This window comes from Cytophagia bacterium CHB2, assembly GCA_030263535.1.
In the GTDB taxonomy this organism is placed as follows: Bacteria; Zhuqueibacterota; Zhuqueibacteria; order Zhuqueibacterales; family Zhuqueibacteraceae; genus Coneutiohabitans.
The window spans coordinates 1-25,537 of sequence record SZPB01000044.1; the positions used below are offsets into that span (position 1 = coordinate 1).

At 53.4% G+C, this 25,537-nt stretch carries 20 protein-coding genes; 15 read left to right on the forward strand and 5 right to left on the reverse strand.

Features of this window, described 5'->3' with window-relative positions; translation table 11 throughout:
* From FBQ85_06705 to FBQ85_06720, 4 genes are all read left to right on the forward strand, one after another.
* Nucleotides 1-738 (forward strand): hypothetical protein (locus tag FBQ85_06705; protein ID MDL1874845.1); only part of this gene is annotated, 738 nt, incomplete at its 5' end.
* Complete coding sequence (locus FBQ85_06710; protein MDL1874846.1) at nt 672-1,976, forward strand: mechanosensitive ion channel family protein; 1,305 nt, start codon at nt 672-674, stop codon at nt 1,974-1,976. The genes FBQ85_06705 and FBQ85_06710, both read left to right, overlap by 67 nt.
* Nucleotides 1,973-3,667, forward strand: a complete 1,695-nt coding sequence (locus tag FBQ85_06715; GenBank protein MDL1874847.1) for a hypothetical protein — start codon at nt 1,973-1,975, stop codon at nt 3,665-3,667. Before FBQ85_06710 ends, FBQ85_06715 begins: the two co-directional genes overlap by 4 nt.
* 284 nt (nt 3,668-3,951) lie before the next feature.
* Nucleotides 3,952-4,455 (forward strand): hypothetical protein, encoded by a 504-nt coding sequence (locus tag FBQ85_06720; protein MDL1874848.1) that lies wholly within the window; start codon nt 3,952-3,954, stop codon nt 4,453-4,455.
* 105 nt (nt 4,456-4,560) lie between these two features.
* On the opposite strand, the gene FBQ85_06725 is transcribed toward FBQ85_06720, so the two are convergent.
* On the reverse strand, nt 4,561-7,092 hold the full coding sequence (locus FBQ85_06725) for a glycogen/starch/alpha-glucan phosphorylase (GenBank protein MDL1874849.1): 2,532 nt from the start codon (nt 7,090-7,092) through the stop codon (nt 4,561-4,563).
* A 321-nt stretch (nt 7,093-7,413) separates the two neighbouring features.
* Between FBQ85_06725 and FBQ85_06730 the strand changes: the two genes are divergently transcribed.
* Both FBQ85_06730 and FBQ85_06735 read left to right on the forward strand, forming a co-directional pair.
* Nucleotides 7,414-8,301, forward strand: coding sequence for an acyltransferase (locus FBQ85_06730; protein MDL1874850.1), 888 nt, complete (start codon nt 7,414-7,416; stop codon nt 8,299-8,301).
* Nucleotides 8,298-8,993, forward strand: coding sequence for a GNAT family N-acetyltransferase (locus tag FBQ85_06735; GenBank protein ID MDL1874851.1), 696 nt, complete (start codon nt 8,298-8,300; stop codon nt 8,991-8,993). Before FBQ85_06730 ends, FBQ85_06735 begins: the two co-directional genes overlap by 4 nt.
* Here FBQ85_06735 and FBQ85_06740 read toward each other — a convergent pair.
* A complete protein-coding gene (locus tag FBQ85_06740) occupies nt 8,986-10,221 on the reverse strand; it encodes an HlyC/CorC family transporter (GenBank protein MDL1874852.1) in 1,236 nt (411 codons plus the stop codon). The two genes, FBQ85_06735 and FBQ85_06740, sit on opposite strands and share 8 nt — an antisense overlap.
* Nucleotides 10,222-10,496: 275 nt before the next feature.
* Between FBQ85_06740 and FBQ85_06745 the strand changes: the two genes are divergently transcribed.
* The gene (locus FBQ85_06745; GenBank protein ID MDL1874853.1) at nt 10,497-11,756 is read left to right on the forward strand and encodes a dicarboxylate/amino acid:cation symporter; all 1,260 of its coding nucleotides are present in this window, start codon (nt 10,497-10,499) and stop codon (nt 11,754-11,756) included.
* 167 nt (nt 11,757-11,923) lie between these two features.
* On the opposite strand, the gene FBQ85_06750 is transcribed toward FBQ85_06745, so the two are convergent.
* Both FBQ85_06750 and FBQ85_06755 read right to left on the reverse strand, forming a co-directional pair.
* On the reverse strand, nt 11,924-12,727 hold the full coding sequence (locus FBQ85_06750; GenBank protein MDL1874854.1) for a class I SAM-dependent methyltransferase: 804 nt from the start codon (nt 12,725-12,727) through the stop codon (nt 11,924-11,926).
* A gap of 306 nt (nt 12,728-13,033) precedes the next feature.
* On the reverse strand, nt 13,034-13,357 hold the full coding sequence (locus FBQ85_06755) for a hypothetical protein (GenBank protein MDL1874855.1): 324 nt from the start codon (nt 13,355-13,357) through the stop codon (nt 13,034-13,036).
* Between the two features lie 457 nt (nt 13,358-13,814).
* Between FBQ85_06755 and FBQ85_06760 the strand changes: the two genes are divergently transcribed.
* From FBQ85_06760 to FBQ85_06795, 8 genes are all read left to right on the forward strand, one after another.
* Entirely contained in the window at nt 13,815-15,110 is a 1,296-nt protein-coding gene (locus tag FBQ85_06760; protein ID MDL1874856.1) for a hypothetical protein, read from the forward strand.
* Between the two features lie 129 nt (nt 15,111-15,239).
* Entirely contained in the window at nt 15,240-16,262 is a 1,023-nt protein-coding gene (locus tag FBQ85_06765; protein ID MDL1874857.1) for a hypothetical protein, read from the forward strand.
* Between the two features lie 487 nt (nt 16,263-16,749).
* Entirely contained in the window at nt 16,750-18,033 is a 1,284-nt protein-coding gene (locus FBQ85_06770; GenBank protein MDL1874858.1) for a hypothetical protein, read from the forward strand.
* Nucleotides 18,034-18,070: 37 nt separating this feature from the next.
* Nucleotides 18,071-19,099 carry a zinc ABC transporter substrate-binding protein gene (locus FBQ85_06775; GenBank protein ID MDL1874859.1) on the forward strand — a complete coding sequence of 343 codons (1,029 nt, stop codon included), beginning with the start codon at nt 18,071-18,073 and terminating at the stop codon, nt 19,097-19,099.
* Nucleotides 19,096-20,613, forward strand: a complete 1,518-nt coding sequence (locus FBQ85_06780; protein ID MDL1874860.1) for a hypothetical protein — start codon at nt 19,096-19,098, stop codon at nt 20,611-20,613. Before FBQ85_06775 ends, FBQ85_06780 begins: the two co-directional genes overlap by 4 nt.
* A 24-nt stretch (nt 20,614-20,637) precedes the next feature.
* Entirely contained in the window at nt 20,638-21,237 is a 600-nt protein-coding gene (trmB, locus tag FBQ85_06785) for a tRNA (guanosine(46)-N7)-methyltransferase TrmB (GenBank protein ID MDL1874861.1), read from the forward strand.
* A gap of 144 nt (nt 21,238-21,381) precedes the next feature.
* Complete coding sequence (locus FBQ85_06790) at nt 21,382-21,831, forward strand: DUF393 domain-containing protein (protein MDL1874862.1); 450 nt, start codon at nt 21,382-21,384, stop codon at nt 21,829-21,831.
* Between the two features lie 66 nt (nt 21,832-21,897).
* Nucleotides 21,898-23,325, forward strand: coding sequence for an aldehyde dehydrogenase family protein (locus FBQ85_06795; protein ID MDL1874863.1), 1,428 nt, complete (start codon nt 21,898-21,900; stop codon nt 23,323-23,325).
* Nucleotides 23,326-23,583: 258 nt separating this feature from the next.
* Here the strand turns inward: FBQ85_06795 and FBQ85_06800 are convergent, their stop codons facing one another.
* Complete coding sequence (locus FBQ85_06800) at nt 23,584-25,389, reverse strand: T9SS type A sorting domain-containing protein (protein ID MDL1874864.1); 1,806 nt, start codon at nt 25,387-25,389, stop codon at nt 23,584-23,586.
* Nucleotides 25,390-25,537 lie beyond the last annotated feature (148 nt).

Here is a 25,537-nt window from a genome sequence, read left to right on the forward strand (position 1 = left end):
CTCATCGGATTTGAGCAGACCGAGCTTTCCGGGTCGCTGCTTGCCGGCCAACTCGGCAAATCCATGCTGATTGGCGCGGGAGCAGCAATTGCCGGCGGCTTGATTTGGCTGTGGCTGTTGAGCCATCTTTCCACCCGCCCGTTTTTCTATCTCATGACCATCGGCTTCGTTTTCTTGTTGATGGGCGCGGTCGAAGTTTTTCACGGCAGCGGCGCGCTGGCCGTGCTGATTTTTGGCATGATGCTCGCGAACGGTGAAGCGCTCGTCGGCATCATCAACCCGCGCATTCGCGAAAAAATTGCCAAAAGCTTTGGAGAAGGCGGCGTGGCATTGCACCCGCGCCTGACGGAGTCGCACGCCGAGGTTTCATTTTTGACGCGCAGTTTCTTCTTTGTTTATCTCGGCATCATTTTTCAATGGCCCGGCTCGGACTTTCGCATGTGGCTCACCATTGCCTTGAGCGCATTGGCGATTATCGTCGGGCGCGAGATTGCGGTACAACTGACCGGCTGGGTTGCACGGGTGCCGGCGCAGCATCGCTCGTTGCTTAACGCCATGTTGCCGCGCGGCCTGGCTACTGCCGTACTGGCTGCCATGCTTGTCAACCGCGCCACGCAACCGGGCCCGGCGTGGGAAACCCTGGCAACATTCGTGGTCGTCATCAGCAACGTATGGATGACCTTCCGTCTCTTGAAAATTCGTCCCGAGCAAGAGCCTATGCCGGAGGAGGCGGTATGATCAAATGGATGACATTCATCTGCTTGTTTAGTATGATGGCCGCGGGCACCTTCGCGCAGAAAAAAACAACCCGGCAACCCCAGCGCCCCAAACCGAGCCGGGTGGCGTTGCCCGTTCTGTTCGACAGCGTTGAAGTTTATATCGCGCTCGGCGCGGACAGTGCAGCCGCGCGCGAAGAAGCGCACCGCGTTGAGAATATTTTGCAGGAGCTTCGCGTCCACGCCAACTCGCCCGAGAAAATTCGATTGCGTGAGCGCGAAAGCGCCGGCGTGCTTGTGCTGGATACCACGGAAGTTCTAATCGTGCGCCCGGAAAATCGCGTTGATTGGCAGCTCTCGCCGCTGGCCAATGCCGTCATGATTCGCGAGCAGGTGCTGGCGGTGCCGCCCCCCGCGCCAACGTCAGACTGGAATGAAGAAGAGTTGTTGCTGCGCCTGCTGCTGGGCGTCATCTATCCCTTTTCGTTGCTTGTGGTTTTGCGCATGACGCGTTTGGGCGTGCTGCGCTGGGAACGCAATTGGCGCAGCGCGGCGCTCGGCTGGCTGCGGCAACTGGCGGAACGCCGCGGCCTTTCAGAAAAAGATTTTCAAGCGCAGCGCATCGTCGATTTTTTGACCGGCCTCGAACGGTTGCTGCTCTACGGCACGATCGTGATCTTAATTTCATTTGGCTGGTTTGCATTATTTCCGCAAACGCAGCCGTTGGCAGCGGCGCTGCTGGCGCGCATTATCGGCCCGATCCTCGATCTCATTGGCGGCACCGCGCGCGGCATCTTGTTGATGGCCTACAGCGTGCTGGTCGCGCTCCTGGCGTTTTGGGCAACGCGCCAGCTCTCCCGGCGGCGGCACCTGGAAAATGCCCCAGCCATCTTATCCGACCCGGTGATCTACTTCCCGCTGCGCATTGTGATTTGGATCATTGCCTTGTTTCTCATTCTCTTTCCTTATCCCGGCGCGCCGCGCTTGTTTGCGGTAGGCGTGCTGTTGATTACTTTGCTGGCGACTTTGATCGCTTTGCGCCCGCTCATCGAGGAAATCGCCGTTGGCATTTATCTCAACAGCACGCATGCGCTCAAACCCGGAGATCGCATTACGGTGGAAGAAGTGCGTTATACCATCATCTCTCTCGGACTGGTACACCTGCAAGTCATGCGTGAACGGGGACAGCATTGGCTGCCTTATTCCAAAATCTTGAAAGCCGTCCACTCCCTGACCCCGGCCACGAGAGAACGCACATGAGCGACCGAACGGCCAAACGCATGCGCATACTGGATCGGCTGGAGGCGGCGCTCGGTGTTCTCGCCTTCATGATGCTGACTTTGCGCTATGGCTTCCCGCATCTGCCGATTCCTCAGCTTATCTTGTTTGCATGGTCCGCCCTCCTGCCCATCGGTTTCTTCCTTGAATCCATGTATCGCTTATTGTGGGTCAAGGATCCTTGGGGCTATTTCACGCAGCACCCCATGCGCTATCTCATTCTGCTCATGATCGTGCTCGAGCTTGCCGGCGTGGCGGCGTGGAGCTCCACGCAAAACCTGGTTGATGCCAGCGCGGCGCGGGTGGCCAGCGAATTTTATCTCGCCATCTTTTTGCTCGGCTTTGCCGGCAATTGGGCCAAGGGCGCGATTCTCGCCAACCGCTGGCTGGCGAACCGCCGTGTGCCGGTATTGGCGTTGCCGGCCATCACCTTTGCCAGCGCCATCGTTGCCGCCAGCCTCGTGCTGTCCTTGCCAGGTTTGCAACAGCAGCCGCTGGGCTGGCTCGACAATTTATTCACCGCAACCTCGGCGCTTTGCGTCACCGGCCTTACGGTTTATGATATTGCGACATCGCTGAATCCGCTGGGGCAGACTGCCCTGGCATTGTTCATTCAAATTGGAGGGCTGGGCACACTGACGATTCTCGGCATGCTGGCTTTGTGGCACGGCGGCGCATTGACGCTAGGCGAACGTGTGGTTTTTTCGGAACTCGTGGGAGGGGTAAGACTGAGTGAAACCCGGCGCTTGCTGGCGACCATCGTAAAAATCACCTTGACGATCGAGGCTTTTGGCGCACTCGCTTTTTGGCTGTTGTGGCGTGATCGCCTCGAGCATCCGATTTTGCAGGGTGCCTTTCACGCCATTTCGGCATTTTGCAATGCCGGCTTTGCGCTGTTCAACGACAGCTTTGCCTCGTTCCGCAACGATCCCCCCACACTCGTGATGCTCATGTTGCTCATTCTTGCCGGTGGCGCGGGCTTTCCGGTGATTGCCAATCTCGCGCAGGTCGCCGCCAGCCGCATGGTGCCCTGGATGGACAACCGTCCATTGCTGCAAGCGAGCCGCGTCGTTTTATTTTGGTCCGGCGGGTTAATCGTCCTCGGCGCCGTCTTATTCATGATCGACAGTTGGTGGCATGGCACACCGCGAACCTTGCTCGACGCGGTCTTTCAATCGGTCACGACCCGCACCGCTGGTTTTCAAGTGGAATCGCAATTGCGTTTTGGCGTTATAGGCCTGTTCAGTACAATTCTGTTGATGATCATCGGCGCTTCGCCGCAGTCCACCGGCGGGGGCGTGAAAACCGCGGTTTTGGCGCGGCTGTTTCAACGCCTTGATCCTCGAGACGAACGGCAATCGTCAAAATGGTTCATCACCTTCAAGCCTTTTCGTCTCGCTTTGTTGATGATCATCATGTATCTGATGACCGGCCTGGCCGGCGCCTTTTTGCTGATGTATACCGATCACCTCTTAATAAACGAAGCTGCCTTTGAAGCCTTCTCCGCGCTCGGCACTGTCGGCTTATCACGCGACCTTACACCGCAACTCACGGCCCTGGGCAAAATCATTGTCATTTTTTTAATGTTCGGCGGGCGCGTGCTGTATCCCACCTTTGTGATCTGGATGATCCGCGGCCGCCGCGACGACGCCGATCCGGTGCCGTGGGCGTGATTTGCGTTGCAGCTCAAAATGACTCTAATCCGAGCTACGAATTGAACGCTCAGACCGACAAGCCCGAGTTCATGACAAGCATCTATTCCGAGTTACACCAGAACGTTCGGGATAAATTCAACTCCGCCCAAACCGGACCTGACATTGAAGAAATACTTGCAGATTGGCTAAATTATTTACAACAAAGGCCGCGTATCCCATTCTTCTTTGCTGCGTATAACGCCACACTGAAAGTCTAATATTGCTTTTTTAAACGGATTTGTTTAGCTATCAAACCAAGGTGAATGGCCAACCAATCTCTGACATACGCCAAAATGGAGGCTAGTATGAAAAAAAACTTCAACCTCGCCGACGTTGATACCATGACGAGTCTGATTGACGCAATCTTTTCCGAGATGAACGTCGGACTCATCGTCTATCAAGTGGAAAATTGGAACGCCAGAGACTCGCTGAAACTTGTTTACGCCAACAAACAGGCATCAAAATATACCGGCTCGGACTTGAGCCGCATGCTGGGAAAATACATTCTCGAAGCTTTTCCGGCGCTGCAACAGACGGACATTCCCGAACAATACCTTGAAGTTGCCCAAACCAGGCAATCACGCACCATTGGCGCGTTCGAATACGGCGATGTCAACGTCGGCAAAAATTATTATGCCCTGAAAGCATTCCCCATGCCAAACGACTGTGTCGGCGTTCTCTTCGAGAATATCACCATGCGCAAACAGATGGAGGAAATGATCAAGCAATACTCTGAACAAGCGCGCGACAAAAATGTGGCCGCTTAAAGATGCGACGGACTGCCGCATCTTTTTCCTTCCGCCGATCATGATTCTACCTGCTTCCCAGCAAGCCGATAACTAAAAAATCTGAGGGCGTCGCCGGCCAATTCCTCAAAGCGTGATGGGCGCCGGCCGTACTTGCCAAATCTCTTCCGCGTATTCCTTGATGGTGCGGTCGCTGGAAAACTTGCCCATGTTGGCGGCATTGATAATGGTTTTGCGCGTCCACCCCGCTTGCTGTTGATATTCCGCACTGACACTCGCCTGACACGCAACATAAGCGGCATAATCTGCCAGCACCATGTAAAAATCACCGCGATCCAGCAAGCTGCTGACGATATCCCGAAACAGCCCAGGCTCCGCCGGGGAGAAATAACCGCTGCTGATCATATCCAGGGCCTGCTTCAATTCGGCATTGTTTTGATAAAGGCGGCGCGGATCGTAGCCGGATTGCCGTGTTTGCTGCACCTCCGCCGCCGTCAAGCCGAAAATGAAAATATTCTCGCGGCCCACTTCTTCCATGATTTCGATGTTTGCACCATCCAGCGTGCCGATGGTGAGCGCGCCGTTGAGCGCAAACTTCATGTTGCCGGTGCCGGAGGCTTCCATGCCCGCCGTGGAAATCTGCTCGGAAAGATCCGCCGCCGGAATAATTTTCTGCGCCAGCGTCACGGAATAATCCGGCACGAACACCACTTTTAGATTGTCGCCGATCTCCGCATCCTGATTGATCTTTTCCGCAACAGCATTGATCAGGTGAATAATGCGTTTCGCCATGACATAACCCGGCGCCGCTTTGCCGGCAAAAATCACCGTGCGCGGCGTCCAGCTCTGCCGCGGGTTCGCTTTGAGGCGATGATACAGCGTGACGACGTGCAGCACGTTCAGCAATTGGCGTTTGTATTCATGAATGCGTTTTACGTGACAATCGAACAGCGAAGCCGGATTGACTTTCACACCACAACATGCTTGAATAATGTCTGCCAGGCGATGTTTGTTGTTTTGCTTCACCTCTCGCCAGCGGATTTGAAAAGCTTCATTCTCGCTTAACGCCTCCAGCTTTTTCAACTCGAATAAATCGCTTTTCCAGCCTTCACCAATATTGTCGGTGATCAACTGCGCCAACTCCCAATTGCAGAGCATAAGCCAGCGGCGCGGGGTGATACCGTTGGTTTTGTTGTTGAATTTCTCCGGCCACAACTCATAAAAATCCCTGAAAACTTGTTGCTTGATAATTTCGGAATGCAGCGCCGCCACACCGTTCACCGAATGGCTGCCGGCGATGGCCAGATTGGACATGCGCACGCGTTTCGGATCGCTTTCTTCGATGAGCGACATGCGGCGCAAACGATCATTGTCGTTGGGGAAACGAACGGCGACTTTGTCCAAGAAACGGCGATTGATCTCATAAATGATTTGCAAATGCCGGGGCAGCAGGCGCTCGACAAGGGGCACATTCCAACGCTCCAGCGCCTCCGGCAGAACGGTGTGATTGGTGTAACCAAACGCGCGTACGCAAATCTCCCACGCCTGCTCCCAGCCCAGCCCTTCGCGATCCAGCAACAGCCGCAGCAATTCTGGAATGGCCAGCGCCGGATGTGTGTCATTGAGCTGAACCGCCACCTTGTCCGGAAATACTTCAAAATTATTTTGATGGCCTTTCTTGAACCGGCGAATGATGTCTTGCAGCGTCGCAGAAACCAAAAAATATTGCTGCTTCAAGCGCAGTTCTTTTCCCGCTGAAAAATCATCGCGCGGATAAAGCAGCTTCGAAATTGTTTCGGAGTCAATTTGATCGGCAACCGCGCGTTCGTAATCGCCATGATTGAAATAATCGAGATTGAACGCCTCGCTGGATTTGGCGCTCCACAAGCGCAAATTGTTAACGGTGTTGTTGCGAAACCCCGGAATCGGCGTGTCATAAGCCATCGCAATGACGTCATCGGTTTCAATCCAATCGTGGCGCAGCTTGCCGTCCGCATCGGTGTATTCCCGCACATGGCCGTAGAACTTGACGGGGTAGGTGTATTCCGGACGCTCGATCTCCCAGGGATTGCCGTAGCGCAGCCAATTATCCGGCGCTTCCATTTGCCGCCCGTTCACAATTTTTTGGCAAAAGATGCCATATTCGTAGCGAATCCCATAACCGTAAGCCGGCAATTGCAGCGTCGCCAGCGAATCCATGAAACAAGCGGCGAGCCGCCCGAGGCCGCCATTGCCAAGCCCGGCGTCAGGTTCCATGTCGCGCAATTCTTCCAGATCGAATCCCAACTCTTCCATTGCCTTGTAGGTATTGCCATAAAGATCGAGATTGATCAGCGCGCCGCCTAGCAGGCGTCCCATCAAGAATTCCAGAGACAGGTAATACACGCGTTTGGCGTCTTGTTGATAATAGGATTGCTGGGTGACGATCCAACGCTCAAACAAGCGATCGCGCGCACTCAAAGCCAGTGCTTTGAAGCAATCGTGCGGCGTCGCAGAGAACTGGTCTTTCGCCAGAGAAAATTCCAAATGTTCGACGAAAGAATTTTCCAAATCCTCAACGGTTTTGCCTTTCAAGGGATTGGTCGCCGGCGAGAGCTTGGCCAGCGGCGCGGCGCGCTTTTTAGTTTTGCGCTTCGTTGTTATGGAGGGATTGTTCATTCGCGCATCCTTTCTTGGAAAAATCCATGTTGATTTGCGTGGAGAAATACGTTTGCGATTCAATGCTCACTGAAGCCGCCAAACGATTTCACACACCTCGACAAAAAAGGTAACAAGTTAAACATGAAACACAAGCGCCGCTTCGGTAAGGGAACGCAGATGAATCTCAAACGCGATCGCCGGGCCAAGAAGAAAGCAGTTGTATTTTTGGGCATCATTCCTATCTTTTTATGAGAGATTGGCTCGCATTTCCTGCTTAATGGCCCGACAGAAAGTCGCCGCTGATCGGAATTTTGTCATCCCACCAAAGGAGACATCTTGATGGAACGTATTCGCGTGGCAGCGCTGCAGTATTTCATCCGCCCCGTGCAGACGTTTGAACAATTTCACGATCAAGTGGAGGCGTTGGTGCAAACAGCCGCCGACTACAAATGCCACCTCATGGTCTTTCCGGAATATTTTACCGTGCAGTTGCTGACCTTGGGGCAAATCAAGCGCCCGATCAACGAACAAATCCGGGATTTAGCCAAACAAGTGCCGCGCTTTCTGGAGATGATGAACGGCCTGGCCAGGAATAATGATATCTACATCGTTGCCGGCACCATTCCGGCAATGGAAGATGACAATGAGCGCGTGTATAATCAGAGTTTTTTCTTCAGCCCGAAAGGCGCGCTCGGCATGCAGGGTAAAATGCACATGACACGCTTCGAAACCGAAGAATGGCATGTCTCGCCGCGAACCAAGCTTAAAATTTTTGAAACGGATTTTGGCCGGGTGGCGATTGCCATTTGTTATGACGTCGAATTCCCCGAGATTGCGCGCGCCGCGGCGCGGCAGGAGGCGCATATTCTCATCGCGCCGAGTTGCACGGATGATCGCCAGGGCTTTTTGCGCGTGCGCTACTGCGCGCATGCCCGCGCCATCGAAAATCAAATGTACGTCATTCATTCCTCGACCGTCGGCTCGCTGCCCATGGTGCCGGCGGTTTCGCTCAACTATGGGCAAGCGGCCATTCTCACGCCGAGTGATTTTTCTTTTTCACGCGACGGCATTCTCGCCGAGGGCAATCCCAATCAGGAGATGATGGTTATCGGCGAGCTTAATCTAAAAACGATTGCCGAGTCGCGTTCTTCGGGCACCGTGCTGCCGCTGTGGGACAGCCGCCGCACGGCAGAGGTTGTGTCCCAATCCGAAGTGGTGACATTATGAACACATCCTCGTCCTCAATCATCGTGCGCAACACTCGCGCGGAGGATTTTCCCGGCATTATTGCCATGACGCATGAAGTCTATTCCAGCAGCGTGCCGTGGTCGCCAACGCAACTGGCCTCGCATTTGAATGTGTTTCCGGAGGGGCAATTTGTTGCGGTGGAAACGGACTCACAACGCGTGGTCGGCATGGCGGCAAGCCTGATCGTGTGGTGGAATGATTATGACATGCGCGCGAATTGGCGTGATTTCACCGATCACGGCATGTTCACCAATCATGATCTGGAAAAAGGCCGTACGCTGTACGGCGCGGAAGTGATGGTTCATCCGGCGATGCAAGGCCGCGGCGTCGGCAAACAGCTTTATCAAGCGCGGCGCGAGCTGGTCGAGCGTCTCGGGTTATTGCGTATTCGTGCGGGCGCGCGGCTGCGAGGCTATCATCGCCACGCCGCGCATATGGGGCCGGAAGAGTATGTCATCAAAGTTGTCAAAGGTGAATTGGGCGATCCGACGCTTTCGTTTCAACTCAAACGCGGCTTTTGTGTGCTTGCGGTGGTATCCGATTATTTGCGCCACGATCCGGAAAGCCTGGGCCATGCTGCGGTGATCGAGTGGATCAACGAAGCCATCGCCCAACCGGAAGATTATGCCGGCCGGGATCCTCGATTTCTTTGTCAAAGCCGGTTCAATTGACCGGCGCTGCGACCTCGATCTTGGCCTGATGCACCTTGCCGCGGCGCACACGCTGAATCGTGACCCGCAGCGGGCCAAGCATTTGCGTACAGCCAGGACAAAGCGACTGCGCCGTGTTCGCAGCAAACCATTGCGCCAGAGTTTGGGAGGCGGCCGTTTCACCGCAAACCACGCCAACTTTTTCGGAGATCAACTTCATATTGACGTCTCCGCCGGCTTTCCAGCTTTGCGCGCCAACTTGAATGATCTCTGTCGAACTCAAATCGAATTCGTCTTCAATGTCGCCCACGATTTCCTCAACCACGTCTTCCAGCGTAACCATGCCGATAACGCGGCCGTCGGTATTCTTGACCAGCGCCAAATGATGGCGCTTGGCAATAAAAAGCTTCAACATGGTATTGAGATTGGCGTCGGCCCGTACATGCAAAATCGGGCGAATGAGCGCTTCCAGTTTCAGCGCTTTGAAATCGAACGCAAACGTTGCCATTTCCTTGAAATTGATGTAGCCGATAATATCGTCGACGGATTCAGTCTCACTGATCGGATAACGGGTGTGGAAATTATTCTTGGCAATCTCAAAATTGGCTTCCACCGGCAGGTTGGCGCTCAAGCACACAATCCACTCCCGCGGAATCATCACCGCCTGCACTTTTGTTTCGTGAAACTTGACGGCATTGAGAATAATGTTTTCCTGCTCGGCTTCGATGAGGTTCTTGGTTTTGGCGACGCGCGCCAGCGTTTGCAGGTCGGCGATGCTCAAACCGGATTCCTCGCCCTTGCCCTTGAGCAAACTGGAAACGAACTCCGTGAGAAAAATAATCGGCTGCAAAATTGTGATGCTGAAGCGCAACACCGGCGCGATCACTGGCGCCAGCCGTTCATTGAACGTTACACCCAGCACTTTGGGAATGATCTCCGTGCCGAACAGGATGACGAAGGTAAACATGGTGGAGAACAACCATAACCACTCGTCGCCATAAATTTCGTCGAAAGCGCCACCCGCAATTGTCGCGCCGCCGGTATGCGCAACGGTATTGAGAATCAGAATGGCTGCGATGGGCCGGCCGACATTCTGCTTCATCGCGAGCCAGGAAGACGCGAACGGGCGGCCTTGTTGCCTCAACATTTCAAGCCGGATGGGATTCAGGCTCAACAACACAGCCTCCGCCAGCGAACATAGAAACGAAACCACGATGGCGATCAAACTGCTTGCCAGAAATATGATCATAGAAAGCACGTCCTTGTTTTATTCAACGGAATAGTTAGCGGAGTGGCGGCCGTCTGCACATGTGGCCCCGCTGATTCGGAGGTGGGATATCAAACCTTCAATTCTCGCGGGATTTACGCAAGCGCAACCGCAGCCACAGTACATCCGCGGCCAATGGCCCATCGCAACAACTGCGTGAGATCCGGCCGGGCCGCCGCAGAAGTAACTTCCAAAATCTTTTCGACTTTTGCAACACAGCAATTGCCAGCTCATCCCTAAACGACACAGGTGAAGACATGCCACGTCCCAAGCTTCAGCTCTACACCAAAATCCTATTGGGTTTCATCTTTGGTATACTTGTGGGCCTGCTCGCCAACCAAATCGGACAGGCCGCCTTTTTTAGCGCTTACATCAAGCCTTTCGGCACGGCATTCATTCGTCTGATCAGCATGGTGGTGATCCCGCTCGTATTTGCCTCTTTGGTGGTAGGAACCGGGAATCTCTCCGACATTCGCCGGCTTGGGCGTATGGGCGTCAAAACATTCTTTTATTACTTGTTCACCACGGCTATTGCAATCATTATCGGCTTGCTGTTGGCGAATGTCATTCAGCCCGGACGCGGCCTGCCCGCCGAAACCAAGGAGCAGTTGCTCGCCAATTATCAGGCGGAAGCCAGCACCAAGATCGAACAAGCCCTGCAAAAGCCCAGTGTGGTTGATGTGCTGCTCGACATCATCCCCACCAATCCAATGCGCGCGTTCGTGGAAGCGGAGATGCTGCAAGTCATTTTTTTTGCGTTGGCCTTCGGCATCGTGCTCACTTTGCTGCCGCGGGAAAAATCGCAGCCGGTGCTGGCCTTTTTTGACGGCATAAACGAAGCCATGTTGAAACTGGTTATGATCATCATGGAAATTGCGCCCTATGGCGTGTTTGCGCTGATTGCCGCCATGATTGCCGAATTCGGCCTGAGCATCATCGTCACGCTGGCGAAATATTCCATCGTGGTTATGCTGGGGCTGCTGCTTCATGCCAGCATTACTTATCCTGCATTGCTCAAGACGTTTACAAAATTTTCGATTCAGAAATTTTTTCGCGGCATTCGTCCGGCGCAACTCATTGCCTTCAGCTCAAGCTCAAGCTCAGCTACGCTGCCGGTAACCATGGAGTGTGTTGAAGAAAATTTGGGCGTGTCGAAAACCGTCGCAGGGTTTGTATTGCCCTTGGGCGCGACGATAAACATGGATGGCACGGCATTGTATCAGGGCGTGGCCGCGGTATTCATAGCACAGGTATTCGGTATGCAACTTTCCTTAGCGCAACAAGCGCTGATCGTTCTTACCGCAACCCTGGCTTCGGTGGGCGCAGCTGGCGTTCCCGGAGTCGGCATGATTACGCTGGCGCTCGTTCTCAAAACCGTGGGCGTGCCGCTCGAAGGCATCGCGCTCATTCTCGGGGTTGACCGCCTGCTCGACATGTGCCGCACGGTGGTAAACGTCACCGGCGATGCGTCATGCGCCACGGTAGTGGCGGCGACGGAGGGGGAAATACTAAAATAAAACCAATAGACGTGTACGCGCAAAATTATGGCAACGGCGAGCATTCAGATACCCCTTTAAACCGCGAAGCGACACAAAAACAGTGTTGCTTCGCGATTATACCTCATGCAAGAATATCGCAGTGACCCGGGGACGTGCCTCAGCTCATCCCGCCCGGCTCTCCCGCGTTAAAAAACGTCCCAATTTATTGACGGAACTGCCGACTTTCTTGCGATCAGCAATACATTTTCATCATACCAACTTATATTGTTCACGTCGCGATAACTCTGCCCGATCACTTCCTGGAATTGCTGCAAGGCAGCATCGAACTCCTTCTTGCCGTATAACGAGAACGTCGAATAATGATGCTCCAGGGCGCGCGCCGTCAACTCCGACAAACTGCTGACGCGTTCATATCTATAAAATTCTATCGCTTCGAGTTGCAGGCCCGAGGTTCGCCACAGCCACTCTTCCAGCTCGTTCAATTCAAACAAGCGTGTCTCTTTCTCATTGAATGAAGGAAAGTGCATGCCCCAAATGTTGCGCCGGTTTTGGGTGCGCAACCGGGTGTAAATGAACAAATAGCCGCCGTCCTTGAGAACTCTCGCCGATTCATTCAAAAACTGCACAACTTTGAAGTGGTGCACGGCATTGAACGTTAAGATGCAATCCAAGGAAGCCGGTTCAAACGGAAGATGCCGAGCGTAAGCCTCCACCGTCTGAAAAGCGTGGATGCCGTGCCGCCGCAAATACGAGACGGCTTGTTGCAGCATGTTGCGATTGCCATCCACGCCGTAGAGATAAAGCGACTCGCCAAGATGTTCGAAGAGCTTTAAATCATACCGCCCTTGGCCGCAGCCGACGTCCGCGGCGCAGACTTTTGAAAACGTCTGCAAACGGCCCGCAATCGACGTGATTGGCGCCGCATCCGTCGTTCTCAGATTGCCATAACGTCCGGCAATTTTTGAAAAATGTTTCTGTGTTTTAATCATGATTCACCTCCGGGAATAGCATTGTTTTTTTGATGGGATCATTTTCCACCTCTAACACGCAAGCGATACATTTGACAATCAACTTGCCGTTCGAGCGATTCCTGCTTAACCTTCATCTGCCTCAAACATTTTTTGCTCGGAGGGTTTTGCAAGAATCATTCGGCGCCGGCATTTCTGTCGTTTACATTTACGCGGCCAGCGTTGAAAATTCAAAGGGCAAAGCAAAGCCGCGCCCGTTATCATAAGTTGCCAGGAGATAAACAGGCGAAGCGGTATTAATTGTTGATATAAATCAGGGAATGACTTTTAGGCGATTTGCGGAGGCGAAATATCGCTCAAGGAAAAGGTTTTAAAGAAATCGAAGATATTGCGTCCGTAGCGGAGCAGCAAAAACGTGGAGCTTAGAATGGCGGGGCAAACGCGGCGAACCTCATCGTGCCGCAGAAGTTGGGAGAGCCGTTGAACCCAATAGCGCAGGTTGAGCCGGAAACGCAGTTCGAAAATCAAAAAAGGAACGGTGCGCGCTCCGCGACAGAATCGCAAAAGTCTGTTGCAATACCCCACGTGCTGCCACAGCAAAAGCGCGACAACCACACCGGCTTTGCTGAACAGCAACATACCACAAGGCATGCACGCGGCCCAAAGGCTGTGTAAGAATAGGCTCAACATGTCGTGAATGATTAATCATATAAAATAACGCCGCAACACTATTCATTTTTTTTGCAGATACACATTTCATCATACAATGTCAAGCATTTCCGGCTGCTTCCACAATTTTTTTTCGCGAGCAAACGCCTGATGAAGCCATAAACACCCCCGGTGAAACGGCTGCTTGACTTTCGCCAAACTGGCTCGGGGGTGTGCATGCGCCTCGCAGGAGACGGCCTTCTCCGGTTTTCACACGATTAGAACGCTCGCTGATAAACGCCGCTTCCGGTACGGCTCTGCTTTTGAAAATGGCCATACAATATGCCTGCGCACTTTGACGGCAGGAACTCGGCAACATTTGATTTGTTTTCCTGTAAAAACGGATGTATTTTTATCAACGCGATTTTAGTCCACCCCTCAAGGCTCATCCGGAGTATTCATGAAACGCATGACAACCTCACGTCTCCTGTTACTTACCATGCTTGCCCTCGCCGGCCTGGCGCTGGGCGTTTACTTCATGCCAAAGATCAACCCCTATTTTGCGAGCCGGCTGGAAATTACGCGCAGCCAGGCGGCTGCTCTTGCCGACGAATGTTTACAGCGCAACCGTTTCGACGCCAGCAGTTTTTTTTGCGACGGCATTTTTGTATACGACGCTTCCGGTATCGAATATTTGATGGGCGAATTCGGCGTGCAGCCAATCATGGCGCTGGGACGCACCGGCAGTTTGCCGCTGTCCTTCTGGCAATTCGATTACTACCGCAACGTGCCCAAAGATCAGCAACGGGAAACTTATCAAGTGCGCATTTCTCCCGCAGGAAAACTGATCAGTTTCTACCATTTTTTACCGGATTCCGCCGCCGGCGATTCGCTTAGCAACGAGGCAGCTTTGCAGCGCGCACAAGCGGCCGTGAACAACTGGCCCGAAATTCGAGCAAGCGATTTCAAATTAGAACGGTCTGATCGTTTTGAAAAACCTCGACGCACGGATCACAAGCTAACGTTCGCGCGCCGGGACGCCGCCACTCTAAAAGAAGCAACAGAAGTGATCGAAGTCTCCCTCAGCGGCGCGGAATTGTCGGGGGTTGTGCGTTACGTGCGCGATCCACAGAATTTTTTGACAACCTCCGGCGTGGTGAGTTCGACCAACATTTTGCTCAACACCATTTCCGTCATCGTTTACCTCGTCTTGCTTTTCGGTTCGCTCGTTGCATTCTTGCGCAAATATCACGAAGGTGAGATCGGCGTCCGCACGGGATTATGGCTTGCGGGCCTCGTTTTCGTTGCCTTGCTCCTCTACGCCATCAATGGCTGGGATCGCATGGGGGTGGGCGTCGGTTTCGGCGCGGTCAGCCAGCTCTTCAGCAAGTTTATTCATCTGGGCGTCTCGACCGCCTTTGGTTATAATCTCATCGCGTTGATGGTGCTGGCCGGCTGGACGGTCGGCGAACAAACGTTGCGCACGGAAACACCGCGCCTGCTCTCCGGCATCGACAGCGTTTTCAATCACAAATGGACGAGTAAAAACGCCGGACGGGAATTGCCGATCGGTTTCACGTTCGGGTTGGTCGTTTTCGGTTTGGTGCAGGGCATCATTTTCTTGCTGGTTAAACATCTCGGCGTGTTGCCGCGCTTGAGCACGGGCAGCGGCGCGCTTTTCGATCACTCGCTCCCGGCCTTCGGCGTGATGGTCAACATGCTGCTGGCGGCGCTCTTTGGCGAAATTGTGTTTTGACTCCTGCTCATTTCGTGGCTGCGCCGGGCGCTCAAATCAACGGGCGGGGCGATCCTTGTTGCGGCGGTGTTGGAGGGATTTTTTCAGATCTTTTTTACAGATACCTACAGTTTACGGCCGGCTTACTTTTTGTTGATTCCGACAATCGCAACGGGTTTGCTGCAGGGTTTCATTTTTTGGCGATATGGTTTGCTGGCCTCCATGACTTCGGCCGCGGTGTTGGCGGCGTTGAATGCCATTGGCCCGTTGCTCGACAGCACGGCGCCATTTTTTGAAGCAAACGCATTCGCCTGCATTGGTTTGCTGGCGGGTATCCTCGTCGTGGGCGTGATGGGCGCCGTCCGCGGCAAAGAATTCGAATACACACCGGAAGATGAGCCGGCCCACATTCGCCGCATCAAAGAACGCGTGCGCCTGCAAAAAGAGCTGGAGATCGCGCATCGTGTGCAACTGGGATTGCTGCCGAAAAATCAGCCCAAAGTCGCGGGATTCGACATTGCCGGCGTATGCGTACCGGCGCTTGAAGTGGGCGGAGATTATTTTGATTTCGTCGAGTTGCACGACGGCAATCTCGGCATTGCCGTCGGGGATGTTTCCGGCAAAGGCATACCTGCCGCGATCTATATGACGTTGACAAAAGGCATTCTGCAATCACACGCCGGCGAGGAAAGCTCTCCGAAACAAGTATTGAGCAAGGTCAACAACTTGATGTATCGCACCATCGAGCGCAATTGGTACGTCAGTATGTTCTATGCGGTATTGGACAGCCGGCAGCGCGCCTTGCGTTTCGCCCGCGCCGGACACAATCCCGGCATTGTTTTTCGCAGCGGTGAGAGCCACGCGCGGCTTTTGCAGACTGCCGGTATCGGACTGGGACTCGATTCCGGCGACGTGTTCACGCGCACGCTGGTGGAAGGCGAATTGCAAATGACGCCGGGCGATACACTCGTGCTTTATACCGACGGATTCACCGAAGCCATGAACAGCCGGCAAGAAGAATTCGGCGAACAAAGATTCCTGGAATTGCTGCAACGATACAAGAACAGCTCTGCGCAGGAATTGGTTCGTTATATTTTCAACGAGGTGAGGGAATTTGTAGGAGATCATCCTCAGCACGATGATATGACACTCGTTATTTTGAAGACGACTTGACGGGCCGATGTAGAGCATAACAATACCGCTGCTTATTCCCTCGAGAAAACTCAAACGATTCGTATGCCGGTTTTGAGATTCTCTGCAACAAACGCTTGTCTTCGGTGAAATGCTCGGAACTTAAAGGGCTTGCCCTCTGTGCTGTTTCTTGGAAAAACCTGAAATACCCACCATCGAAGTGCTTGGGGGGGAATCGTGATTCTGTAACGTTCCCCCGATCCGCATTCCTCCTCCAACACTCCGCCTGCGCTGTCGCGACCGCGAGAGGCACGGCAAATGAAGGCCAATCGAACTCAACGTTTACGACAGTATTCGAGGCTCTTCTCCATCACACGCGGCAGGCTTGCGTCACTGGCCGGAAAGTTTTTACGCCATCAGAGTTGTGGCTTGCAATGTGTTCAAAACTTTCGCAAATTGCCGGCCGATGAATGCAAAAAACAAGTTGGCATCTGATAGACCATGAATTCACGCGAAGGGAGCAAGCCCAATGACACGATTGATCGGGAGATTGGCGATTGCCGTCGCTTTATTAGTGGCAACACCGTTCCTGCATGCCCAAACCCAGCCCTCTTCCTCGCCGCTGACGCTTGAAGATTTGCAGCGCCAACTGCAAGAATTGCAGCAGGCGCATGCTGACGAACTTGATGATTTGCGCGCGCAAATCGAAGAATTAGAACAACGGCTCGCCGAAGCTGCACAAAAAACCGCGACGGTGCAGCCGCAATCGGCAAATGTTTTTAATCCCCGTGTCACAGCCTTCGGAAATTTTATCGGCCGCTTCGACAATCAACAAATTGCACTGGCAGAAGGCGCAAGGATTGATGATCGCTTCAATCTGCGCGAGGTGGAAATCGATTTGCGTGCTGCTATCGACCCCTGGGCGGACGGCTTTTTGATTGTTGCGGTCGAGTCCGAAATACCCAATGAATTCGTCACCGGCATTGAGGAGGGTTATCTTGTGCTCAAAAAATTACCCTTGCTCAATACCGCCCCTCTTGGTTTAAAATTGAAGGCCGGCCGCTATCGCCCGGAGTTCGGACGATTCAACAAGATTCACTTGCACGACTTGCCGCACACTTCTTATCCTCGCGCCTTGCAAACATTTCTTGGTGAAGAGGGTTTCCTGCAAAATGGGCTGTCGGCGCAATTCTTTCTGCCTTCGCCGGGCGCTTCCAACACGCTCGAAGCCACAATTGATGTGCTCAATGGCGGCAATATTCCGATTGCCGCTGAAAACGCGGCCGATCATCTCGCCGGACTCGCGCATGTGAAATGGTTCTGGGATCTCGCCTCCGGCCATGATCTCGAACTGGGCGCAAGCGGATATTGGGGTAAAGCCGAGGGCGAAGACGGCTTGCGCAGCAAACTTTACGGAGTCGATCTCACCTACAAATGGCGACCCAAAACCCACGGTGAATGGCATTCGTTTCTGATTGGCGGAGAGCTTTATTGGACCTCAATCAACGTGCCCGATGATTCGCAGCCGCAACGCCGGCCGTTGGGCTTTTATGCCTGGTCGCAATATCAATTCAACCGCCGTACTTATTTGGGCGTGCGCGCTGAAATGACGGAGGCGTTAACCGGCGCGAAGCTGCAGACGCAAGCCTATGCGGCATTCCTGAGTTATTATACCACCGAGTTTCTGCGGCTGCGCCTCGGCTTTGAGCATGTTGAGAGCGAGGTTGCGTACGATGGTTTGAACTCAGCATTTCTTGAAATCAATTTTGTGTTTGGCTCGCATCCGACCGAACCTTATTGGGTAAATCGTTGACGGCAACGATGATCCTCACCGTCTTGCGGAGGCTCGCATGAGATACCTGAATAAGCATTGCTTGATGATTTTGATAGTCTTCTTCATCAGTCCGATAAACATTGAAAAAGTTAATGCTGCCCCCAACGGCAAACTGAAAGTCGTCACAACCCTGCCGGTATTAAAAAATCTTGCGGAAGAGATTGGCGGAGACAAGGTGCAAGTCGAGGCGTTGGCTGATCCGCATGAAGATCCGCATTTTGTGCAACCGCGACCGACGTTGATGAAACGCGGCCGCGAGGCAGACGCATTTATCGAAATCGGCCTGCAACTTGAATTGTGGACGGAGAACTTGATCAACGGTTCCGGCAATCTCAAAATCCAAAAAGGCCAGCCGGGTTTGATTATTGCATCGACAAACGTACCGACGCTCGAATTGCCGCAGTCGCTGTCGCGCGAATGGGGCGATGTGCATCCCTACGGCAATCCGCACATTTGGCTGGACCCCATCAACGCCAAGCAAATCACGGAGAACATTGCCAACGGTTTCAAGGCCATTGATCAAGCCAACGCGGCTTATTACGAGCAACGCCTGGCGGCATTCCATCATAAAATTGACGACGCGCTTTTTGGCGCCGATTTGGTGCGTGAGATTGGCGGCAGCAAACTCACCCGCCTGGCGCGGCAGGGCAAATTGCTCGAGTATTTAAAAACCCGCAACCTCGACGACAAGCTGGGCGGTTGGCTGAAAAAAGCGGAGCCCCTGGCCGGCCTGAAAATCATCTCCTATCACAAAACCTGGGTTTATTTCGCGCACCGGTTCGGTTTCATCATCCCGCTCGAACTTGAAGAAAAGCCGGGCATTGAGCCTTCGGCGCGCCATCGCGATCGCGTGATCGAAACCATGAAAGCGCAAAACATCAAAACAATTTTGGTTGAACAGTTTTACAAACGAACTGCCGCGGATTATATCGCCGAGCAAACCGGCGCCCGCGTGGTGGTGGTACCCATTGATGTCGGCTCAAACGCGAGTACACCAACCTACTTCGATCTCATCGATTATCTGATTGTGAGCCTGCTGCCATGATTGCGGATTTTTTTCGCACGATGACCTACCCGATGCTGGCGTGTTTGCTGCTGGCCGGTATTCATGTTTATCTCGGCATCCACGTGCTCGCACGCAAAGTCATTTTTGTCGATCTCGCGCTGGCGCAAATCGCCGCGCTGGGCGCGGTGTATGGCGTTTTGCTGGGCTACGATCTCGATGCCGACCAATGGAGCATCAAGTTTTTTTCACTGCTGTTTGCATCCATCGGCGCATTCATCTTCTCGCTTACCCGCATGCGCCACGAGCGTGTGCCGCAAGAAGCCATCATCGGCATCACGTATGCCGTCGCGCTTGCAACAACGATTTTGATGACGGCCAGGCTGGCGCACGGCGCCGAACAAGTTGAAACCTTGTTGGCCGGGAGCATTCTCTGGGTGCGCGGATCGAACATCGCCGCAACGGCAGCGCTGTATGCGGCCATCGGCATTTTTCATTATAAATTTCGTCAGAATTTTTTACTCATTTCACAAGACCCGCTGCGCGCCGAAGCCGAGGGCATTTCCGTGCGCGGATGGGATTTTTTGTTTTACTTCACATTTGGTTTCGTCGTCACCAGCTCCGTGGCGATTGCCGGCGTGCTGCTCGTCTTCTGCTTCTTGGTGATTCCCGCGGTGATTGCCGTGCTGTTTGCCGATCGCATCAGCACGCGTCTGGCCATCGGCTGGGCGGTGGGCGCGATCGTAAGCTTGCTCGGTGTAATCATCTCGTACACCTCGGACCTGCCCTCCGGCCCCACCATCGTCGTTTGCTTCGCGATATTCTTAATTGCGAGCGGCGTCTTGTGGTATCTTCTGCATGCCTCCCAAAAAGCTGTGGCAATCATGCGCGTCTTGGCAGGAAGCCTGGCATTCGTGGCATTCTTCGGCCTGACCTCCTTGTTCGAGAAAAAAAACGATTCCGATCCGTTCAGGTTGTTGTCCAGCTCCCTTAAAAATGAGCGGCTCATCGGCCTACGCTTGTTGACAGATGATTCCACGGCTACCTCCGAAACTCTCGCGAAAATTTTGCCGCTGTTATCTGATCCGGAATCCGAAATTCGCAGCCAGGCGTTACGCGTCGTGATCAACCATAAAATTTCGGCAGCTTTGCCTGAAGTTCTCGCACGGCTTTCTGATCCGGAAGATTTGGTGCGCGAAGACGCCGTGCGCGCCATAAAAATCCTGGGCAATGCCGGCGTCACACCGCAACTGCTCGCAGCCGCAGCAAAAGAAGAAGATGAGTATATTCGGGTTGAATTAGCGGAAGCCGCGCTCGAATTCGGCGAAGCCCGCGGGCTGGAGATATTGATCGATATTATGGATCACGGCGAAGCCAGCGACGTGCGCAAAGACGCCCACGAACATCTTATTGCGCATGCAAAAATAGATTATGTCTTTCCCGCCGAAACGCCTGCAGTATTGAATGATCAGGCCATTGCGCCGTTTCGCCAATGGTGGGAGACGCATCAACATGGTCTGACGTGGGATCCGCAAACAAAAATATTCACGCCCTAATCTCGTCGCGCGGCGGCAACTCTCATGAATATGTCGTGGATCATCGACCATCAAGATCTGAATGGTGAGAAAAATTGGCAGGAAGTTTTTGGCAATCAGAATCCCCTCAAAGTCGATCTCGGCTGCGGCAATGGACATTTTCTCGCGGCCATGGCACAAAACGAACCCGGCGCGAATTTTATTGGCATTGATGTTTATGCCAAGGGCATTCAGCGAGCGAATCAAAAAATTCAAACACGGCAATTGCCGAATGTTCGCTTGTTGCAGATGAACGCCCTTGCAGCCTTTTCAACAGGCTTTTGCGCAAACCAACTCGATGCGATTTATATCAACTTTCCCGATCCCTGGCCCAAACGCCGCCACGCGCGGCGCCGCATGCTGCAGCCGGAATTGATCAAATTATTGCACGATCGTTTAGTTGTTGGCGGACGAATTGTGGTTGCCACGGATTTGAGGAATTATGCCCAGGACATGTTGCGGCTCTTGCTGACGCAACCGGGCTTGCAAAGCCAGATTCCGGAGGGCGTGAGCAGCGAACTGGCGGACCGTGTTCCAACGTTGTATGAGGAAAAATTTCGCCGGCTGGGCTTGGCGATTTACTCTGTCATCGTACAAAAACTGTAACCGAACAAGACGTAACGATCAAAATCGTGAATTGCTTTGCCACGGTTTGGCCGCGGCATCTGCATTGATCAATGCTGCAGGCGAAAAAACCTCGAACTCGAATATCGAAATTCGCATCGTAACGAATACGTGATCAAAATTTTCATGAAGATTGTTACGGGCCAGCATGATTACATGTTATTCGACGGGGATTGCGGAATTTGCAATCTATGCGCCCAGCACGCGCGGCGCATGGCACAAAACGAAAAATGGCAGATTCATCCCTATCAAAGCTATCCGGAATCCGAACTAGAGGATTTCGGCGTCACGCATGCGCAATGCGCCAAACAGCTTCACGTTATTTCGCGGCGTGGGAAAGTGCATCGCGGCGCGTTTGCTTTGAATTATTTTCTCATGCGCCGCCTCCCCTGGTCGCTTTTGATCGTTTTGCTCTATGCCTTCCCTGTGTTGTTGTTGTTTGAAATCATCGGCTATGCTCTCGTCGCCCGCTTTCGGCAACGACTTTCCAATTGGCTTGGTTTAACGGCCTGCCGCTTTGCAACCGAGCCTGAAATCATCGCTTCATCGAAGCGCAACAGGCAACGATTCGATTGACATTCAGCCTTGTCATCTTTATCATCGGAACGCATCGTTTTTAGATCTTCACTTTTCGAGGCCGATATGCTGAAAAAAAATTATCCCTATTATCTCGCCAACCAGCCGCAGCAGCCCAACACGGATCTCGAGGTTACCGACAAATACACCGGCGAAGTCGCTACGCGCGTGGCATTAGCCGATGAACACGCTATTGACCAGGCAATCGCAGCAGCCGTGAGAGCGGCTGAGCCGATGGCCGCCCTGCCGAGCTATAAACGCCAGGAAGTGCTCAACCATTGCGTCAAGCGCTTCACTGAACGTGCCGAAGAACTAGCGCTGAGTCTTTGCATCGAGGCCGGCAAACCGATCAAAGACAGCCGCGGTGAAGTCGGCCGTTTGATCGATACCTTTCGTATTGCCGCGGAAGAATCCGTGCGCATGACCGGAGAGGTTTTGCCGCTCGATATTTCCGCGCGCGCCCGGAATTATTCGGGTATGTGGAAACGCGTGCCGCTCGGACCGTGTTCATTCATTTCGCCATTTAATTTTCCATTGAATTTGGCGGCGCACAAAGTTGCGCCGGCGCTCGCCGTCGGTTGCCCGTTCGTGCTCAAACCTGCGAGCCTTACACCCATTGGCGCTTTAATCATCGGTGAAGTGCTGGCTGAGACGGATTTGCCAGCGGGCGCTTTTTCGATTTTGCCATGCCCGCGTGAGGGCGCGCGCTTGTTCACCGAAGATGAACGATTAAAGCTGCTGAGTTTCACCGGTTCACCGGAAGTGGGCTGGGATTTAAAAAAACGCGCCGGCAAAAAGAAAGTCGTGCTTGAGCTAGGCGGCAACGCCGCTGTCGTGATTGACGAAGACGCTGATCTCGACGACGCGGTCAGCCGCGTCATTTTCGGCGCATTCTATCAATCCGGCCAAAGCTGCATCGGCGTGCAGCGCATCATCATTCACGAAAACGTCTATCAGTCTTTCCGCGATAAACTCGTAACCGCCACGAAGGCGCTGGTTATGGGTGATCCCAAAGACGAGTCGACATTCATTGGCCCAATGATTTCCGCGAAGGAAGCCGAGCGTCTCGAAAATTGGATCAAGAGCGCCGTTGCGCACGGCGCAAAATTACTTTGCGGCGGCAAACGGCAGGGCGCAATGCTGGAAGCAACGCTGCTCGAACACGTGCCCTCCGGCGAAAAAATTTGTGCGCAAGAAGCGTTTGGTCCGGTGGCCGTGCTTTCCTCATTTACTGATTTCGAGCAAGCATTGAATGAAGTCAACGACAGTGTTTATGGTTTACAAGCCGGCATTTTTACGCGCGATATTTACAAGGCGCATCGTGCGTGGGACAAACTCGAGGTCGGCGGTGTGTTGATCGGAGAGGTGCCCTCGTGGCGAGTCGATCATATGCCATACGGCGGGGTCAAAGAAAGCGGGCTGGGCCGCGAAGGCATTCGCTTCGCGATGGAAGATATGACAGAAATTCGCATGCTGATCTTGCGAAGAAAGTAACACGCCGCGTGATGAATGACATTGGAATGGGAAGATAGCAACAAAAACGGAAGGTAATGGAGAAGGCACAAAATAAAAAGGCGCGCTTCCGATTTATGCTTCGACAACCCGGTTCAAACTTACGAGACTGGGGGGGGATCTCGTAGTTTGTATCGAAACCAACCGTACTGCGCGCCATTATTTTCGTTTTCTAAAGCGGCATCAATATAATGCAATCACCTTGCAAAGTCAAGGTGTTTTTCAAGTATTTTTGCCCTTCTACCATGCTTTCAAGTTCAACATTTTCTTAACCATACGAAGCTTTCCCACCGACAGCCGATAAAAATACATTCCAGCAGGCAAATGCGCGATATTTAACACCGCTTGATGTTCGCCGGCCGCTAGTTTTTCCTTGACCAACACCATGATTGTTTCACCTTTTAAATTAATAATGTCAAGCGTTACCTCTGAGGCTTGTTTTAGATAAAAGGGAATGGTAACGCGGCTCTGAAGCGCTGTTCGCGTAACACGGGAAGCGGAAATGGGGTTGGGATAACTTTGCTTAAGCTCGAATCCGGCAGGAGCCAGTGAATTTGTTGCAGCATGATGCACAACTGTTCCGGCGCCCGGATTGTCAAACAAAAAAATTAAATCATCCTGCTCGTCAATCCCGGTCACATCAAGGTCACCGTCGCGATCGCGATCGTGCAACACGGCGCAAGAGCCGGCGCTTTGCGCGCGCAAGCGGCGCGGATTTCCAAACACGCCGTTGCCGTTGTTTTCGAAAATCATAAAATCGGCGGAGGAAAAATTGCCGGTCGCCAAATCCAGATCCCCGTCGCCGTCAAGATCACCAAGATCGATGGAAAGCGGAAATGATCCGGTATTGAACGTTTGCACAAGGCTCAGTTGTCCGGCGCCGTCGCCGCGCAGCACGGCAACCTGGTTTTGTGTGGCGTTGGCGGAAACCACGTCGACGTTGCCATCGTTATCGACATCTCCGGCCGCAATCATCCACGCCACCCCCTGACAATTCACCTTGGTTGAAAAATTCAGATGACCGTCACCATCGCCCAGCAAAAGCGCAATTTCTCGTGAATTGAAGCCGCCGATAAAAACATCCATGAGTCCGTCGGCATTGGCATCTGCCACCGCGCATGAAGTTTCTCCGCTCACGCCGGTTTCAACGGGCACGCTCGCCAAGAACGTACCATTGCCTTTGTTGATTGAAAGGGCAATCGTGTTGGCAACGCGACAGGCGGTCACAAGATCGGGCGCGCCGTCGCCGTTCAAATCTATCACACCAAGCCCGCGCGTTCCGGCGCCAACGGGATAGGATTGCAGCGACGTCAAGCCGCCCTGGCCGTCGCCGAGAAACACGCTAACCGTGCCGCCGCTGATGTTGCCCACGGCAAAATCCAGCAAACCGTCGCCGTTGAAATCCGCGCCTTCATTGGTGCTGGGCGTCGAATTGGCCGGCAGATCAAAGTCAGTAAAAGAAACGTAATCGCCGGCGCCATCGTTCAGAAAAACGCGAATATCATCGCTTTCCTCGTTCGGCAGCGTGATGTCATGAAAGCCGTCGCCGTTCAAGTCGCCGGCATAAGCGCCGTAAGTGCGGATGCGGCCCTCGCCCTGACGCCGGACATTGATGCGACGAATCTCCTGCAGCTCGAGTGAACCCGGCCTTGTCCTCGTCCAAAAATTCCAGGCATAACCTTTTGTCATGGTTTCACCGGTTGCACTTTTGATCCCCTTCGAAAGTGATACCGTAATCCACTCGCCTGCCGAGAATGTCTTGGCCGGCTTGAAGCGAATTTGCCGGTTTTCTTCTTCGAAAATATACTGGCCGGGGCAAACACCCGTCCAGCGGCCAAAAACAGACAACGAACGCGCATCGATGCTGGCGGGATCCACCGCAACATCGAATTGCACCACGATTTCCAGATTGTCGGGAGATACCATCGCTTGCGCGGCAGGTTGAATGGCGACGACGTACGGAGCAGTGCCCGCGGCAAGCGGCGAAAATGACGAGAGGAGAAAAATGGCGGCGGACTTGATGGGGAAATTGCGAGAAACCGGCATGTCATCTTCCTTGAAAGTGATGCGAGGTGTCGCTGATCACAGCGCGGGAATCATCGCTTTCAAAGACAGGATAACCGGCAAGTATGTTGCATGCGCGAGGGCGGGAATCGGCAGACACAGAGAAACTCAAGTATGAGTATCTCACCTT